This window comes from Haladaptatus sp. DYSN1, from assembly GCF_029489995.1.
Taxonomy (GTDB): Archaea; Halobacteriota; Halobacteria; order Halobacteriales; family Halococcaceae; genus QDMS2.
This window is the reverse complement of sequence record NZ_CP120471.1, coordinates 222,045-239,585: the sequence shown is the minus strand read 5'-3', so window position 1 is coordinate 239,585 and position 17,541 is coordinate 222,045. Positions and strand designations below refer to the sequence as shown.

12 protein-coding genes are annotated in these 17,541 nt (G+C 55.0%); 5 read left to right on the top strand and 7 right to left on the bottom strand.

Features of this window, described 5'->3' with window-relative positions; translation table 11 throughout:
- Positions 1-183 precede the first annotated feature (183 nt).
- From P0648_RS17365 to P0648_RS17350, 4 genes are all read right to left on the bottom strand, one after another.
- On the bottom strand, positions 184-1,020 hold the full coding sequence (locus P0648_RS17365; protein ID WP_276249087.1) for a carbohydrate ABC transporter permease: 837 nt from the start codon (positions 1,018-1,020) through the stop codon (positions 184-186).
- Entirely contained in the window at positions 1,017-1,967 is a 951-nt protein-coding gene (locus P0648_RS17360; protein WP_276249088.1) for a carbohydrate ABC transporter permease, read from the bottom strand. Before P0648_RS17360 ends, P0648_RS17365 begins: the two co-directional genes overlap by 4 nt.
- Before the next feature lie 73 nt (positions 1,968-2,040).
- Entirely contained in the window at positions 2,041-3,537 is a 1,497-nt protein-coding gene (locus P0648_RS17355) for an extracellular solute-binding protein (protein ID WP_276249089.1), read from the bottom strand.
- 140 nt (positions 3,538-3,677) lie between these two features.
- Positions 3,678-5,915, bottom strand: coding sequence for a hypothetical protein (locus P0648_RS17350; protein ID WP_277505923.1), 2,238 nt, complete (start codon positions 5,913-5,915; stop codon positions 3,678-3,680).
- Positions 5,916-6,101: 186 nt separating this feature from the next.
- Between P0648_RS17350 and P0648_RS17345 the strand changes: the two genes are divergently transcribed.
- Positions 6,102-7,145, top strand: coding sequence for a glycoside hydrolase family 105 protein (locus P0648_RS17345; RefSeq protein ID WP_276249091.1), 1,044 nt, complete (start codon positions 6,102-6,104; stop codon positions 7,143-7,145).
- 89 nt (positions 7,146-7,234) lie between these two features.
- On the opposite strand, the gene P0648_RS17340 is transcribed toward P0648_RS17345, so the two are convergent.
- On the bottom strand, positions 7,235-7,681 hold the full coding sequence (locus tag P0648_RS17340; protein ID WP_276275312.1) for a MaoC/PaaZ C-terminal domain-containing protein: 447 nt from the start codon (positions 7,679-7,681) through the stop codon (positions 7,235-7,237).
- A gap of 233 nt (positions 7,682-7,914) precedes the next feature.
- Here P0648_RS17340 and thsB point away from each other — a divergent pair, with 233 nt between their 5' ends.
- The gene (gene thsB / locus P0648_RS17335; RefSeq protein ID WP_276249222.1) at positions 7,915-9,645 is read left to right on the top strand and encodes a thermosome subunit beta; all 1,731 of its coding nucleotides are present in this window, start codon (positions 7,915-7,917) and stop codon (positions 9,643-9,645) included.
- Between the two features lie 133 nt (positions 9,646-9,778).
- Positions 9,779-11,362, top strand: coding sequence for a thermosome subunit alpha (thsA, locus tag P0648_RS17330; RefSeq protein ID WP_276275305.1), 1,584 nt, complete (start codon positions 9,779-9,781; stop codon positions 11,360-11,362).
- A gap of 38 nt (positions 11,363-11,400) precedes the next feature.
- On the opposite strand, the gene P0648_RS17325 is transcribed toward thsA, so the two are convergent.
- On the bottom strand, positions 11,401-12,372 hold the full coding sequence (locus tag P0648_RS17325) for an aldo/keto reductase (RefSeq protein WP_276249094.1): 972 nt from the start codon (positions 12,370-12,372) through the stop codon (positions 11,401-11,403).
- Positions 12,373-12,616: 244 nt separating this feature from the next.
- Between P0648_RS17325 and P0648_RS17320 the strand changes: the two genes are divergently transcribed.
- A complete protein-coding gene (locus tag P0648_RS17320) occupies positions 12,617-13,798 on the top strand; it encodes a CaiB/BaiF CoA-transferase family protein (RefSeq protein WP_276249095.1) in 1,182 nt (393 codons plus the stop codon).
- Between the two features lie 201 nt (positions 13,799-13,999).
- Positions 14,000-15,217 carry an MFS transporter gene (locus tag P0648_RS17315; protein WP_369685689.1) on the top strand — a complete coding sequence of 406 codons (1,218 nt, stop codon included), beginning with the start codon at positions 14,000-14,002 and terminating at the stop codon, positions 15,215-15,217.
- 32 nt (positions 15,218-15,249) lie between these two features.
- Here P0648_RS17315 and P0648_RS17310 read toward each other — a convergent pair whose 3' ends face one another.
- On the bottom strand, positions 15,250-17,511 hold the full coding sequence (locus P0648_RS17310) for an NADP-dependent malic enzyme (RefSeq protein ID WP_276275310.1): 2,262 nt from the start codon (positions 17,509-17,511) through the stop codon (positions 15,250-15,252).
- Positions 17,512-17,541 lie beyond the last annotated feature (30 nt).

Below are 17,541 nucleotides of genomic sequence, written 5' to 3'. Positions count from 1 at the left end.
AATCGCCAGAATAACTCAAGACCAGCACCGTCGTGAACCGACGAGTTGAACACGAAACGTCTGCATTCGATCACGGCTGAGGTAACGAACCCGCAAAGTACATCGTCGTTCCACGAGGATCTACGGAGTGTCTCAGAACATTCACACTCGAAGATGAATGGGATGGCTCCGAAAGTGAGAGATTCAGAAGTTCAACGCCTCTTGTAGCGTTCGCCGAATGAGTCCGTAGAAGACAATCGGCGGAAGCGAGACGATGAACGACGCAGCCATCAAGAGCGGCCAGTTGGGTGAGTGGTCGGGGTTCATGAGACTGAACAGAACCACGATAGCTGTCCAGCCACCTCCGGGTGTACTCAGCATATTCGTAAACAGGAATTCTGTCCACGCGCTGAGGAACGACAAGAACGCGACCGTGATAATCGCGGGTGTTGCGAGGGGCAGTACCACCTTTCGGAACGCAGAGAACTGTGTGCAACCGTACACCATCGCCGCTTCCTCTGCATTTGGTGGCAGCCGCATGAAGTTGTCCCGCAGAATCCAGATGGCGATCGGCATGCCACCGATAAGTAACGCGAGCCAGAGACCCGCAATCGTGTCGAATAGATGGAGCCATCTAACGATCTGTGCGACCGGGACGATGAGCATGACCTCCGGGACCAGCACGATCATCACGATAGCATAGAACAAACCTTTTCGACCCTTGAACTCAAGCCGGCCGAACGCATACGCCCCCGGAATCGCGATCAGGAGGATCAGCATACTCACACCCGTCGCGACCAGTAAACTGTTGACGAGATATGTACTGGAATCGGCGAAGAATGAGAGATACGGCTCGATGGTGGGTTCGTAAGGGATGAGATGAACCGGTCCGAAGACTTCGCTTCGCGGTCGAAGTGAGACTGAGAAGGCGTAGAGAACGGGGAGGAAAACGATGACACTCACAATGACAGTGATCGCCCACCGAATCACGTCCATGAAGGTGATATTCGAATCAGAGAGGATCCGAGTTCGAGTGCTCATGCTATCGAAACCTCCCCTTCTTCTTGTTCGAACTTATAGACGAACAGAGAGATGAAGACGAGAGAGATTACACTAAGGATGACTCCGGTGGCGAACGCCAACCCGAAGTCAGTCTGTATCCAGGCCAAGCGATAGATTAGCACGCCAAGCATCGACGTGGAATAGCCGGGACCACCTCTCGTCATCACGAACGGTTGAGAAACTTTTCCGAGGTTCCAGATGATACGAATGATGAGTGCAATCAGGAGTGTCGTTTTGATTTGGGGGAACGTGATGTAGCGGAATCGTTCCCAGACGTTTGCACCGAAGACCTCCGCAACTTCGTAGTACTGCTTTGGGATCCCTTCTAACGCTGAGATGACTAGCAGGAAGACTAACGGTGCCCAAGTCCATACTCCAACCAGAGTTACGACGGCGATTGCAGAGAAGTCATCAGAGAGCCAATACACTGGTTTTGCGAGGATACCCCATTCCGTCATCAGTTCGAAGAACGGACCAACGTTTGGGTTGAGCAAGTAACTGAACAAGGTCCCCGTTACCAGTGGTGGAATCACGTACGGGATGAGGAAGATGATACTGACAACGCCGACGAATCGTTTCTGCTTCCAGACGATAAGCGCCATTATCGTCCCCAGTAAGAGGTGGCCAATTGTTTGGGTCCCATAGATGAGGGTAGCGACAAGCGATTGACGAAACACCTCCCACGAGATAAGGTATGTGTAGTTATCGAGTCCAATGAACGTTTTGGGGCCGAAGAGCGGCCAATTGAAGAAGCTCATTACAAGTCCTTGCATCCAGGGGAACCAGACTAGTAGCAAGAGGTACAACACTGTCGGGAGTACCATGAGATATGCGAATTTATTCTCCTTATACGTTTCCCGCGCACGGGCAAGACGTGAGAGGTTCCCTGTCTCACCTGCGCTGAGGTGTTTTGTTGTTTCAGACATTCTTTTTATATTAGTTGAATGATGTGTGTTATTCGTTTGCTGTACGAAGCGGAAGAGGGTAGAATTCTCTGGCTTAGTTGTTCTTCCACGGTTCGTTGGACTGTTTCAGGTGGTTCTCCATCTCCGTCGCAGCCTTGTCAAGCCCGTCCTCTACAGAACCTTCACCCTTCCAAGCTTCTTGGAGCGCAGGGCCAATAATTCCTGGTGCAATGCCCTCAAGCGGATGTGCTTCGTATCCATACGCAACGTCGGAATTCCGAACCATGTTTTGCGTGACTTCAAGCCAGTTGCCTGCCGTAGTGAAGTCATCTTCGGGCATGGCGTTGAAGTGTTCCTTCCACGAGGGGTGATACGCGAGTCCAGCCGGGAAGTCGTGACTGAGAATCTGCGTTTCGTTAATCGCATAGTTAACCATCGCGTACGACGCCTCGATAGACTTGTCCCACGTCGCCTGATCTTTCCCCTGTGGCTTGGTCGCAAAGTTCGCTCCGTCGTTGAGGAAGTGCGCTTTGATGTTGTTCGACCCGCCCCAGGGTTCGGCGTACTGTATCGTCCCATCTTCCAGGAGACCGGGCGCCTGCTCCATGAAGAGCTTGTGATTAGCGGAGGTCATCTGAATAATGCTCAGTTCACCACCGAGAATCATTGGAAGGGCTGGTTCGTCACATATCGACGGGGTGTTTTCGGCGCCGAGATTGTGATCCTGGAAGAGAGCAACGTTCTTCCCGATCCATTCCGTCCACGTATCATTCCGCCAGTTGATTGCGGACCAATCGTCACCCCAGTTATATCCATCCTTGCCCTCGTTTCCACCGTTGGCCGCCAGCCACTGTGTCCCGTAGACGTCGAGCAGGTCACAACCACCAGCGTAACATTGCCACCCAAGACTCTGATCGTTTGCGTCGCGAAGTTGCGTTGCAACGTCGATTAACTCTTCATAGCTTGTCGGCATGTCATCCGCCGACAACCCAGCGCTTTCCATATGATCCATCCGCACGGCAAAGGGAGCATACGGTTTTGAAGTCATGATGAGATTGTAGACGTCATCCCATTGAGAATAAATATACTCAATCTGGCTTTGATTGACATCCATGAGTCCGCCATCAAGGAAATTAGGGAATTTATCCTGGAACTCATTTTCGTATCCTTGCACAATGCCCGATGAGAGGAGCTGGCCTTGGAAGCCAGGGTGTCCCGTCCAAAAATGCGGAATGTCCCCTGACTGAATGGACGTGAGCAAGGTCTCGCTTTCCGGGAAGTTGAATTTCACCGACGCCCCCTTCTCCTGCTCGAACTGGGAGGCCCACTTATTGATCGCGTCCTTCGCTATCGGCCCCAGACCGATGTAGCCGATATCGGCCGCGTTGATCGTAACACCCGAAAACTCCTTGCCATCGTTAGACGCGGTCGTTCCGCCACCGCCGCCGCCAGTACAGCCGGCCAATCCAGCTGCTAAGCCCGTCGCAACCGCCGATAGTACGGACCGGCGTTTTAATCCACTGTCTGTCTTTCGTGAGGTGCCCTCGTTGAGACTCGTAGTAGAGTCTGCGGGTTCACTAGTTGCTGCCATAGTACATGCCAACACCTGTCACATACGCACATAAGTGTTTCTCTAGGTACTTGAATAGTATAATTCGATAAGCCGCGCTGCGATATAGTTTCTATTCAAATTTCGAGGAATAAACTCAGTTCCGATTATTTTACAGCTAATTACGGGATCTCATAGTCGTATGGCCGGGTGTTCCGAGCGATTTGAATGTCGCGCTGTACTTGATCTCGGTAGTGGTCCCACGCAAAGGTTTGTCCCGGCCAATGGTCCGTCGCGTAGGGAAGAGGTTGGTAGTGATCAGAGGTGATAGCACAGATTTCGTCCCAATGATCGGCAGCAGTTTCGAGGTGGACGACTGCAGTCTTCCATCGGTTCATTCCTGTCATTCGATACGTCTCGAATTCCACACCGGCACGAAGCTTTTCGGCGAAGTAGAGGCTCAGATGCCCCCACGTACGGATGTCACAGAGTTCGCATTCGAACGCACCCACGTCGTCCGGTCGTTCTTGCTTGAGTGAATCGGCGAGGGCCAGCGCAGACTCGCCGGTGTCGGTCATTCGGTCAGCAACATCCAGTGGTGTCACAAGGTGGTCCTCGATAGCTTGGCCGTCAAGGACTCGCTCAAGGTAGGTAGGAATGGACAGATAATCCGGGTCGAGCGTTTGGTGGTCGATGAGTTCATTGATCGAGATGAACGGGGACACGCCGTCGTCCAGTCCCATATTTTCGATGGGAGCGAGAAAGCCCTCGGGGTAGAGAGTGTAGTCCCAGGTGCCGGCGTGAAACGCCGCCAACTCCTCTGGCATCTGACTCCCCAATCGAAATCCGTCCAACATCCGTTCGCCGAGACCTGGCCCATACCGCGTCTCGAACGCCTGCTCAAACACCTCGTCCGGGGTGGATGGGTCGTACAGCAACCGCCCCCACAATAAGTAGAACAGCCACTGTTTCTCGAAGGCGTACTGCCACGTCTGATGCTCGTGCACCCGATGAGAAAGATCTTTGGCGGGGATGTAGCCTTCTGAGCCAATGATGTAGCCGCCGACGTAGGATTTCGAGGCGTGGTTGGCCTGAATATGGTCGCGGATGAAATCGGGATCACCCCACCGGAGCACAAAGAAATCCTCGTTACGAACCGTCCACACCACACTATAGTCATCGGGTGGGGGATTCCAGAGCAGATTATCGACGTCTCCAGATTTGTGATCATGCGTGAGTGCGAGTTTCGTTGTCGAGTGGCCGTGAGACCAGTTGAATTTCGACGGAACGAGCACCTCCGAAACGTTATCGAGCGCCGCCTCAGCCTCGATTACTCGCCGCATCTCATCGAGTGCCTGCGATTTGATCGATCGGTGGAGGAGTTTAATTTCTCGGTCGGCGCGTTTGATTCCCTCTACGAACGTCTCTTGAAGCCAGGTATGCTTCGCTTCAGGCGTCATGTTCTCCGTCCAACTCGCGACACTCGTCCCGAGACCGGTAAGCTTCGGGTATTCGTTTAGTACCTCCGTGACGCACGCACGCGTGTATTCTTTGATTTTATCTGCAGGATCGTTGTACTGGTGTACGCCGTGGGCCTCGGCGAATTCGGGTGTAGTGTGGATATTCCAATTGACGATGTAGGTCTCGACGCCGCGATTGGCCGCCATGCGAAAGAGTTCGTGCCAAAAGTTCTGCCATCGCTCCAGTTCCTCGTCCGTGAACGGGCTGGCTTCCGGATAGGCGTGGGGTTTGATCATGTAGGGAAACGGGTGGAGATTCCACAGCGTCAGCGCGTTAAACCGGTTGCGCGCCATCATGTCAAGGAACGCACGCCAGAACTCGAGATCCCGACACGTCTCAAAATGAATCTCCGTCTGCTCACCATCGCGGTAGGGTGACCAGGGGAGGTTGAATTTGAGCGCACGGAACTCGACTGACGGAGTCGCCGTTTTCTCCTGGATTTCCTCGATTTTTGTCCCCGCTCGAAGCTGCTCGCAGAGGTCCAACGCCCCGTACATTCCGCCGGTGTCGTCAGCCGCCGAAACGAGAAGGGTGGATTCATCGCCGATTCGAATCCGGGAAATCGTATACCCTTCTGGGTCATGAGACGACGGAATGAGAGTTTCATCGGTCAGCTCCGCCAGCTGGTCTCTATCCGCGCTGTTTCCGAGGAGAACGATGCTCGGTGAATCATTTCTTGATAAATCACCGAGGTTGGTTTGGGTGACCGCAGCGCGGCATTCGAGGATAGCGACGAGATCGTTCACGCCGAATCTGAGTTGCGGAGAGTTGGTTCGATACGCGATACTGAGTTCGTGGCTAGTAGTCGTGGACATTAGCAGGTCGACCTCTGTCATTAGAACGCCCCTCGCGAAGTCTCTTAACTCTATGTGCGTCCGAAGAGGATAACTGGAAAACAACGTCCATGAAGGGTGAAAATCCGACGAATATGGCGTGTTCAGTTGACAGTATCTTCGGTGATTCGGTAAGAATGAGGCCGACCGGATATTGACTGGCAGGATATCCCAGCTGGTTAGAGATCTCGAGCTAAGAACCAGTAGTTATAAATCGATTGTGAAGACATCACATGGTAGGCGTGTGAAAGCATGACACAAACATTAGATGATATCATAACCAGGGTTGCTGCGTACACGGTCAGCCGTGACATGGAACACGAAAGTTGGGAGCGCGCGACCGCTGTGAACGGACTTCTCGCAAATGAAATCCGAATTGATGAGGCTCACGAACTCGTGGAAAGTGCGGTAGAAACACAGACAAGCGCTGGTCAACTGGCGTACGGGTATGGCGACCAAGCCTCTTTCAGGGAGTCTCGGTCGAGAGAATGGACGAAATACGACCTATCGTCGTATTTCCCGACAGCAAACACAGCGTCGATGGCGTCGAGCGTCCTAGAGTTTTACGATCGAACCGGCGACGAACGGTACCTCGATGCGGTTCGAAAACAGTATGAGTACTTCGAAACGGTCGACCGTACGCGAGATGGTGGCATCTCCCGCCGCGATGGACCAATCGAGTTGTTCACCGAGGTTCTCTATTTCCTCTGTCCCTGGTACGTGCGGTACGGGCTGCTCACCGACAATGATGAACCCGTTGAGGATGCGGTACACCAGATCAAAATCCACGCAAAGCACCTTCAAGATCCGCATACTGGCTTGTTCCGGCATATTTGGCGTGAGACGCCCGACTACTATCCTGCGAGTGAGTACTGGGGTCGTGGGGTTGGATGGGCGACCGCTGGGCTTATTGACACACTCGGGCTGTTGCCGGAGGATCATTCCGAGCGAGAGACGGTGCGGGAGATTCTTGAGCGCGTCGTCGACGGTCTCCTGGTCTATCAAGATGACACCGGTTTCTGGCGTCAACGGGTCGACGACACGAAATCCCCGCTGGAACTGTCTGGCACAGCATTTTTCACCTACACGATTCAGCGAGCACTCAACGAGGGTATTCTCGATGGAGCACCGTATGCAGCCGCTGCTGAGAAGGGGATGGATGCGTGCATCGGCGCTGTTCGGGAAGATGGGGCAGTTCAACGGGTCGCGAAACCACCCGCGAGTTCGTTCGCGCCGCTTGGTATCACCTCGTACGGCCAAGGGAGTTTTCTCCTCGCCGCGAGTTGTTTCGTTTGAGTCGAGTAAAAGAGAATAACCAGGTGTTCAGTAGATACCTGCGATTAACTTCGATCTCATGTTTTTCATGGGGTGGTGGATAGCTCCTGTCAGGATTCGCGGTGAACGAGGAGAAGCCACTTAAGTACCGTTGCGGTCGTCCCATCTTCCTTTGTGAGTTCACAGTTAATCGTGATGACACCTGTTTCCTCATTTCGAACCTCTTTATTGATGACTTCCGCCTCCAGATGGACAGTGTCACCAATGAAAACTGGGTTCACGAACCGAATCTTGTCGAATCCATAGAGGGCGTAGGTTTGGAAGTTCCACGGCGTACTCGCCATGAGTCCCTGAATCAACGTGACGTTTAGTGCGCCGTGAGCGATTCGGCGACCATATGGTGTCGTTTCTGCGTACGCTTTGTTTGTGTGTAACTCACCGTAGTGTCCCTCAAGGCCGGCGAAGCCGTGGATATCGGATTCGGTGATAGTTCGTCCGTAGGACGTACGCGTTTCTCCAACTGGTACCTCCTCGAAATACCGTTTCTCTGCTCTCATATCAGACGTATGCATGTCTTCCACTTCGATATTAATACCTATTGGTCACGGTCATTCAAGACAGCCGTGTCGGTCTCACGGTTCTTTTCTGGGGGGTATCGACGTCTGAAAGTGCTCCAGCACAGTGCTCGTTTGGGACGGAAGTTAGCGGCGGTCGTTGAGTTGGCGACACCCAAAATAATGGCAAAAATTCTATATGATGATTTAAGTAGGTGAGTTAACAATTGGACCTAATGATGAGCGAAATAGATAACCGGCAATCACCCGTCCCCGACATCGACGAGGACTTCTTCGCCGAGGAGCTCTTTGCCGAAGACCGCTTCGACGACGACCTCTTTGGTTCCGAGATTGGCCGTCTGGTCGACGAGGAGGCAGGGGGATATATTATCGCGTCCGCCCGCGCCGTTGCGGACGCCGTTCGTTCGACGCTGGGGCCCAAAGGGATGGACAAAATGTTGATCAGCGATATCGGAACCGTCACTATCACCAACGACGGGGTGACGATTTTGCGAGAAATGAGGGTCGACAATCCAATTGCGAAGGTCATCATCGAGGTTGCGAAAGTTCAGGAGGAAGAGGCTGGCGATGGCACGACTACGGCCGTGGTGCTGGCGGGTGAATTATTGAAGCGCGCCGAACGCCTGCTTGAGGAGGGGGTTCATCCCACCCGAATCGTCGGAGGGTTCAATCTTGCAGTTGAGGAGGCACTCAGACAGGTCGATAACCTCTCAGAGCAGGTGGGGCCGGATGACGAGACACTCCTCCAAACGCTTGCGGAGACGAGCATGACCGGGAAAAATGCCGATCAAGTGAAGCAAATGCTCAGCGGACTCGTCGTCGATGGAGTTCGTATCGCCGCTACCGAAACAGCAGATGGAGAGCGAGTGGTAGACATCCGAGATCTCGCAGTCGAAACCCAAGTTGGGCACGCAGCAGCCGAATCGACGCTCGTCTCCGGTGCGGTGTTCACGCGAGACGCAGTACACGACGATATGCCCTACGAGGTCGATGATGCGCGGATTTTGCTTCTCGATTCTCCGATTACGTCCGACGAACTCGAAAGCGGATCGGGATCACACATCGAAGTCGATGACCCCTCGCAGCTCAAAGCGTTTCGCGACAGTGAGGAGGCTACGCTCCGAGAGATTGTAACCCGCTTCGTCGATGGTGGGGTGAACGTCATATTCTGCTTAGAGAAAATCGACGACCTCGCGCGGTCCATGCTCGCAAAAGAAGGAATTCTGGCACTCCAGAACGTCAGCGAGGAGCGATTGGCCTTCCTGGAAACCCTCTTCGACATAGCCGCCATCTCCGACCTGCGAACAGTGAACGCAGACCGCCTTGGGCATGGATGCGTTCGTCGCGATGAATACGACGAGTTGTTCCTCGTTGAACCCTCTAATGCGGCCTGCGCAACACTCCTCGTCCGGGGATCTACTCCACACCTCGTAAATGAATTTGAGCGAAACATCAACGATGCGATCGATGTTGTCGCGCAGGTCGTCCGGAACGGTCATGCGGTACCTGGTGCCGGCGCAATCGAGATCGAAGTGGCCGCGCGGATTCGTGAGTACGCAGACGGTGTTCCGGGCCGGGAACAACTTGCCGTGAATGCCTTTGCTGACGCGGTTGAATTCGTGCCGCGAACGCTTGCGGAGAACGCTGGAACGGACCCAATTGATGCGCTCATCAGTCTTCGAACCGCCCATGAACGCGGCAACACTTCTGTAGGACTTGATGCGGCTTCTGGAGCGCCCTTCGATGCCATGGAAGCTGGCGTGATTGAACCTGCGTACGCAAAAAAACACGCCCTCGTAGGGGCTGTCGACGCAGCGAACGTAATACTCGGCATCGACGAAATAATGACCGTTGAAGATCCGTTCGTAACCGACCCAGCTGAGGTCGATATCAGCGCAGACGACCTTCCCGACGAGACGCAAGGACTCGGTGATCTCGAACGATGAGGCTGAACGACCCCAACCGCGCTCACAGCGGCAAGGACAGACGGTCCGTCATCGGCTCAGCAATCATCTCGAGGGCTATTCACTACAAGATCAACCAACGAACAGCGATGACGACGCAACACATCACAAACTCATGGTAAAAAATCGATCGGCCAGTCAGAACGATATCGAGGACAAGGAATCGAACGTCACTAACATCAGCATCCAAGCAGGAGTTGCACTCTCGGACCTGCTCCGACCGACCTTCGGACCAACTGGACGTGATAAGATGATCGTCGATTCAAACCAGATGGTCATCATCACGAACAATGGGGCGACTATTCTGGGCGAGGTCGACGTCGAGATGGACATCATCCCGTCGGCGAGACTTATCACCGAACTCGTCCAGTCACAAGGAGAGCGATTCGGCGACGGAACGAAGACCGCGACGATTTTTGCGGGAGAACTTATGCGCCGTGCGGAGACTCTCGTCGAAAAGGGACTGCACCCGAGCAGCATCGTTGACGGCTATCTGTGGGCTTCCGATCGAACAGCAGACCTCATGGCGCAACATTCGTTTGAGGTTACGGTCAACAACACCGAACACTTAGAGCACGTCGCGAAGGTGGCGATGACGGGACGAGGAACGACTGCGATCGGTGACACCCTCGCGAACCTCGTCGTGGAGGCAGTTCGAACGGTCGAACAGGACGGTGATATAAATCTCGACTACATCACGACGACCACGATACCTGGGGGTGTTGTAGGAGACTCAGTCCTCTACAGCGGGGTGTTAATCGACACTACGGACCCAGTACTCACCAGTATGCCACGAGCTGTCGAAGATGCGCGCATTGCCTGTGTTGACGCGCCAATACAGCCAACCGGCGCACGCAGAGGGTCTGCGGAGATACATTTTGAACGTCCCGAGGACGTAACACAATTCCACGACTATGAGTACAGCGCTGCCGAGCAACTCGTAAACGAACTCGTGGACCACGGCGTGAACGTCGTGTTCTGCACGAAAGACATCAGCCAGAAAACCCGGCTTCTGCTGAGTGAAAACGGAATACTCGCAACCAAGCGCACACTTTCGCAAGACGTCGAGCAGATTGCACGGGCGACGGGCGCAAGCGCCATATCCGACATCTACGAGCTCGAACCGTCAGACATCGGGCTGGCCGACCGAGTCGAGTTACGCCAGTTCGGGCGAGAACAGCTGTTCGCTATCGAAGGTTGCGAGGACCCTCGCAGTGCCACGCTTCTCCTCCGGGGCGGAATCGAACACAGTCTTGACGAAGTCGAACGCACGGTCAGAAACGGCATCGCCACGGTGCGAGCTACGATACAGTCAGGATGTCTCGTACCAGGGGCAGGTGCAGTAGAAACGGAGGTCGGTCGCATTCTACGAGCAGAGGCCAACGACATCGCCGACCGACGACAACTTGCAATTCGCGCGTACGCCGATGCGCTCGAAGTCATTCCACGAACACTCGCCGTAAACATGGGGCACGACCCGATAGACACCCTTGTCGAACTCCGGAGACGACACGACATGAATCATCGCAACGCTGGCGTCGTTCCGGACGAAGGTGTCGTCGACGATGTTGTCGAGGCAGGTATCGTCGAACCGCATAACGTGAAGCTCCAGGCGATTATCGGTGCATCGGAGGTCGTTTTCCAGGTGCTCAAAATCGACGATGTTATTCCAGCAAAGCTTTCGGACGAACCCTACTAACGTTGAGATAGTTGAATTGGAAATGCTCGCTAGGACCGTCACTCGTGACCGGACGGCGGAACGGGACGGTACGGCTCTTCGAGATACGTGAGATCGGCCTCGGAAAGCGTGATGTCAAGCGCCTCTACGGCCTCCTCTAACTGCTCGACGGTCGTCACACCGACGATGGGTGCATCGACACCGCTTTTGTGGAGGTGCCACGCAAACGAAATCTGGGCCATTGAAACGCCCTTCTCGTCAGAAAGTTCCTGCACGCGTTCATTGATGGCCTGCCCATTCCCCTGGAAGTAGGGATGGGTCTGGGTGTAGTCTTCCGTTTCTCCGCGGGTGGTTGCTTCGAGCTGATTATGTGGACGCGCAAGATACCCTTTGGCCAGTGGACTCCACGGAATGACACCAATGCCTGTCTCTTGGCAAAGTTGGAGCATCTCACGCTCCTCCTCGCGGTAGAGTAGATTGTAGTGGTTTTGCATCGTAGCGAACCGATTGAGGCCGAGTGCCTCACTCGTGTAGAGAGCCTTGGCGAACTGATAGGCCCACATCGACGAAGCACCCAAATACCGGACCGTCCCTCGGCGAACTGCGTCGTCGAGCGTGCGGAGCGTCTCCTCGATAGGTGTGTTGTAATCCCATCGGTGGGTCTGATAGAGGTCGATGGTATCCATCCCGAGGCGCTCCAGGCTGTTCGCTAGTTCCTGCTCAATTGCCTTTCGCGAGAGCCCACTAGCATTGGGATTTGTCTCATCCATTTCTCCGTAAACCTTTGTCGCGACAACCAATCGGTCGCGGTCGTAATCGCTGAGGACGTTCCCGACGATTCGTTCGGATTCACCTTTCGAATAGACGTTCGCGGTATCGAAGAAGTTGATGCCGAGATCGAGCGCCCGCTCGATGATTTCGGCGCTTTCTTCCTGTGTGAGCTTCCACTCGCGATCCGTTCCAAAACTCATGCAACCGAGGCAAATTCGACTGACCGTCATGCCAGTGCTTCCGAGGGTTGTGTACTCCATACCAGAGGTAGATTCACAAGCAGCCGTTATAAGTTCCCCGTACGTGCAACTCAGTATTGTTGCCTCGCTCGAATATCGAGCGCTGCAGACGAATATACTGGATTCACTGATTGATGCAGTACCAGATAATGAGCAGACGAGAATCCCCCGCGATTGCTCCGTTTGCATCGACGGTCTCAGGCGACGATTGAATTTGACAGTCGTCACAATACTTAAATAATTAAATAGAGAATCCTTGTGCGAGATGAAACCACTCACGGGTTTCGAGGTTCTCGATTTCACTCGAGAGGTCTCGGGACCGCACTGTACGCAATTATTGGCCGGACTAGGTGCAGACGTCATAAAAATCGAACCGCCTGGTGGGGAACGTCCCCGATCAGAATGGGTTGACGCGTTTTCCTCATTCAATCTCGGAGGAAAACGCTCAGTCAGTATTGACCTGAAAACTGACGAGGGGAAGAGAATCGCCCAGCAACTCGCCGAGCGGGTCGATATCGTCGTCGAGAACTTCAGACCTGGAGTTCTCGAACGGTTTGGACTGGATTACGACGCAGTCGCAAAACAGAACGCGGACGTCATCTACTGCTCGATTAGTGGATTCGGTCAGGACGGCCCGTACCGTGACTTCCCTGCATATGATCCGATTGCACAGGCACTGAGCGGCGTCCTTGCATCAACGGGATATCCCGATCGCCCTCCAGTTCGAATTGGAGCGAGCTTTATCGACTGTGGAACCGCGGTTCACGCAGCACTGTTCGTTATGGCCGCTGCATTAGAGCGGGAACAAACGGGTGAAGGGAGGTACATCGATACATCGCTTTTCGATACGGCAGTGTCGTGGATGGCGTATCGAATCGCTGAATACTCGCGTACAGGACGCGTTCGCGAGCGCACTGGCTCGGGGAACGACGTTACTGACAGGGTCTATTACGCTGGTGACGACAAGCCATTCTACGTAAAGGCAATCACCCAACAACAGTACGAGAGCATGTGTCATGTAATCGATCGAGACGACTTGATCGAGGATGAGCGCTTTGAGACAGATGCTACACGGATCGAGAACACCGACGCCCTCGAAGCTGAATTGAAACAAAGCTTTGCGCAGTTCGACCGTGAGCAACTGGTCGAGCGGTTGGCTCAAGCGAGCGTTCCGATAGGTTCGGTACAGGATGTTGGCGAGCTCGTCGATCAAGATCCACATGTGAAAGCCAGAGGAATGCTCACTGACTCGTATAATCTGGCGGCCGAGGAATCACTGCTAACCTCGACGCTCCCTTTCCGCACCGACAAGGGCTCGCCCGAACTCGGCGGGCGACCACCTGAACTCGGCGAACACACCTTTGCAGTGCTCTCTGAACTGGGCTACTCTGACGAGAAAATCCATGACCTCATCGAAACTGGCGTTCTCGATAAGAAGGATGAGTAAAAGTAGCTTAGACGGTCGATACTTCGGGCGTTCGTTCGGTGTACTGACTGGACCCATTCGAACTTGCAGAATTTGTCATCCTTGTCGGTCTGTGTGTGAACCAAGACGGGGTTCCAATTCGGGCGAAGATCCCAATGCGAGAATGACAGTCCGTTCAGCGAACGGAAGCTCTATCACCCGGCATCGGGTTCGAGTCACGGAATGACTCGCAAGTCAGGAGAGCACGCGACGGGTCACGCCGAGCGCTTGCTGACCGGACCGATGGGACGAGTTTCAATCGTTCTTTCGCTGGGTTGGCTCGGGCTCAGACTCGGGCGTGAGGCGTTACCGCCGCTTCTGCCAGTTCTCATCGAAACTCTGGCTATATCGCCATCTCAGGCTGGGTTCTGCCTGACGATTCTGTGGGCATTGTATGCTCTGGTCCAGTATCCGGGCGGTCGACTCTCCGATCAACTATCGCGTATCACGGTTCTAGTACCTAGTTTGGTAATCCTCACCGGCGGGTTCCTTGCGCTGATGACGATTTCTACCTATACGGGTCTCCTCTCTAGCGTCGTCTTGGTTGGTATCGGCGGCGGGTTGTACTTCACATCTTCGCGCACGCTTATCTCGGATATGTATGTCGAGCGACGCGGTCTCGCGCTCGGAATCAACGACGCTGCTGGAACAATCGGGAGCGCGATTGCCGCAGGAATCGTTATCGTCACGCTCGCACTCGGAAACTGGAAGCTCACGTTCCTCCCAGTCGTAGGAGTACTCGCAGTAACCTCAGTTCTCCTTTCCCGTTGGCGACAGGAATCATACGTCATCAGTCAGGTCGATTTCAACGTACAGGAGGTGATTCACAGAGTCATCGCCTACCGAGAAATCCGGTGGCTAATCGTAGTGTACTCGTTGTTCAATTTCGCCACCTCTGGGATCGTGAGTTTCCTGCCACTGTTTCTACAAGCGGATAAAGGATTCTCGCCGTTACTAGCGAGTGCCTCCTTTTCGATCTTGTTCATCGTCGGAATGGTAGCGAGTCCAATTGCAGGAGACCTCAGTGATAGGCTGCCCCGAATGAACATCGCCACAGGTGGAATCGCACTCAGCATACTCGGCCTCGTTGGAATGCTATCGATGACATCGATGCCGCTGATCGGTGCGAGCGTCCTCGTGTATGCACTAGGAATTCGTACCTGTCCGCCAGTCATGCAAGCCTACCTCTTCGACCATCTTTCGAAAGACACCCTTGGTAGCGACTTCGGAGCGATCAAGACCGTGTATACAGGCATCGGGAGTTTGGGGCCAGCATTCGTTGGAATTATCGCCGAACGTGCGACTTACTCAGCCGCATTTGCCCAACTCATCGTGTGCTTTGTGGTGAGCATCGCACTGCTCTGGTTGCTAGCACGCCGTGAAACGCGAGCACGTCCCTGAACCACCGGTTTTTCCGCGTCACATTACCGACGCTACTCTCGCCCCTGGGCGTCGACGACAGCAACCGAGGCGAGATTCACGATGTCTTTGACCTCGTCGCCGCGCTGGAGGACGTGGACGGGTTTGTTCATGCCGACGAGCATCGGCCCGATGGCTTCCGCGCCGCCGAGGCGCTGCAGCAGTTTGTACGCGATGTTCCCCGCCTCCAGATTCGGGAACACGAGTACGTTGGCCGGCTCTTTCAGCTCGAAGTTTGCATAGGTTCCAGTGAGAATTTCCTCGACAACAGCAGTATCCGCCTGCATCTCTCCGTCCACTGGGAAATCGACCTCTGGATCAGCGTGGAGGAGCTGGACAGCTTCCCGTGACTCACGCGTAGATTGGTTGTCAACCGATCCGAAGTTCGAGTACGAGAGCAGGGCCGCACGCGGTTCGACATTGAATCGTCGTGCCAAATCGCTGGCATGCTTGGTGATTTCGGCCAACATCTTCGCGTCGGGATCGAAGTTAACGGTGGTATCAGCGCAGAAGATGACGCGGTTTTTGAACGTGAGCATGTAGACGCCAGCGACGTAGTCAGTGTCCTCGGCCGTGCCGATGACCTGCAGGGGCGGTCGGAGTGCCGAGGGGTAGTGGTGGGTGAGACCGGTGAGCATCGCGTCTGCGTCTCCCGAATCGACCATCACACTACCGAAGTAGTTCGTATCTCTATGTATGAGGTCGCTCGCCTCGCTGCGGGAGAGTCCCTTGCGCCGACGCAGCTCATAAAGTCGGTTTGCATAATGGTCCCACTGACCCTCATTCGTGGGGTCTGCGATCGTAGGGTCGAACTCGAGGCCAAGGGTACGTGCCGTCCGGGTGATGGCGTCTGCGTCGCCGATGAGGATTGGCTCTGCGATGCCCTGCTCGACGAGCTGGTAGGCCGCACGCACCATCTTTTCCTCAGTTCCCTCTGCGAGCGCGACCCGCATCGGGTCCGACCTGGCTTTGTTAAGGACGACGCGCATCATCTCGCGGGACTTCCCGAGACGCGCTTCGAGTTTCTCGACGTAGCGATTGATATCGATCTCGTTACGAGCGACACCTGAGGTCACTGCTGCCTTCGCGACGGCCGGAGCCACCTCGAACAATACGCGCGGGTCGACCGGTTTCGGAATGATGTAATCCGGGCCAAACTGAATCGGCTGGTCGCCGTAGGCTTTGACCACGGCGTCGGGGACGTCCTGTCGGGCGAGGCGAGCGAGGGCTTCTGCGGCGGCGACCTTCATCTCCTCGTTGATCTCGCTGGCGCGCACATCGAGTGCGCCACGGAAGATGAAGGGGAACCCGAGGACGTTGTTCACCTGATTCGGGTAATCAGAGCGCCCCGTCGCCATGATGACGTGGTCGTCGCGGGCCGATTTCGCCGCCTCGTAGGTGATTTCGGGGTCCGGATTCGCCATCGCGAAGATGACGGGGTCGTTCGCCATCGACTGCACCATCTCCTGGCTCACGATGCCGGCGACTGAGAGGCCGACGAACACGTCTGCGCCTTCCATCGCGTCGGCGAGGTCGCCCTCAGGGATGTCGCGGGCGAATTGGCGTTTGTACTGGTTCACCTCGCCTGCCTCGGCACGTTGTTCGGTGATGATGCCCGAGGAATCGCACATGGTGATGTTCTCTTTTTTTGCGCCGAGTGAGACGTAGAACCGGGCGGTTGCGATGGCGCTCGCCCCAGCCCCGGAAAACACCACGTTAATATCAGAGATGTCCTTCTCGGCGATTTCGAGGGCATTCAGGAGGGCGGCTCCGGAGATGATGGCCGTCCCGTGCTGGTCGTCGTGGAACACGGGGATGTTCATCTCCTTTCGCAGCCGTTCCTCGATGGTGAAACACTCGGGGGCCTTGATGTCCTCTAAGTTGATGCCCCCGAACGTCGGTTCCATCATGGCCACCGATTCGATCATTTTCTCCGGGTCGTCGGTGTCCAGTTCCACGTCGAAGACGTCGATGTCGGCGAACCGCTTGAACAGGACGCCCTTGCCCTCCATCACCGGTTTCGAGGCCTGTGCGCCGATGTCCCCAAGGCCAAGCACCGCAGAGCCATTGGAGACGACGCCCACCATGTTCCCCTTCGCGGTGTACTCATAGGCGAGGCTGACATCCTCTGCGATGTCAAGGCAGGGTGCGGCCACCCCGGGCGAGTACGCGAGGCTCAGGTCGCGCTGGGTGTTCGTCGGTTTTGTCGTCGAAATCTCTAACTTTCCCGGGGGTTCCTGACGGTGGTACTCCCGGGATTCGTCATCTAATCCCATAGATTGACTGGGAACCCATAGTACATAAAG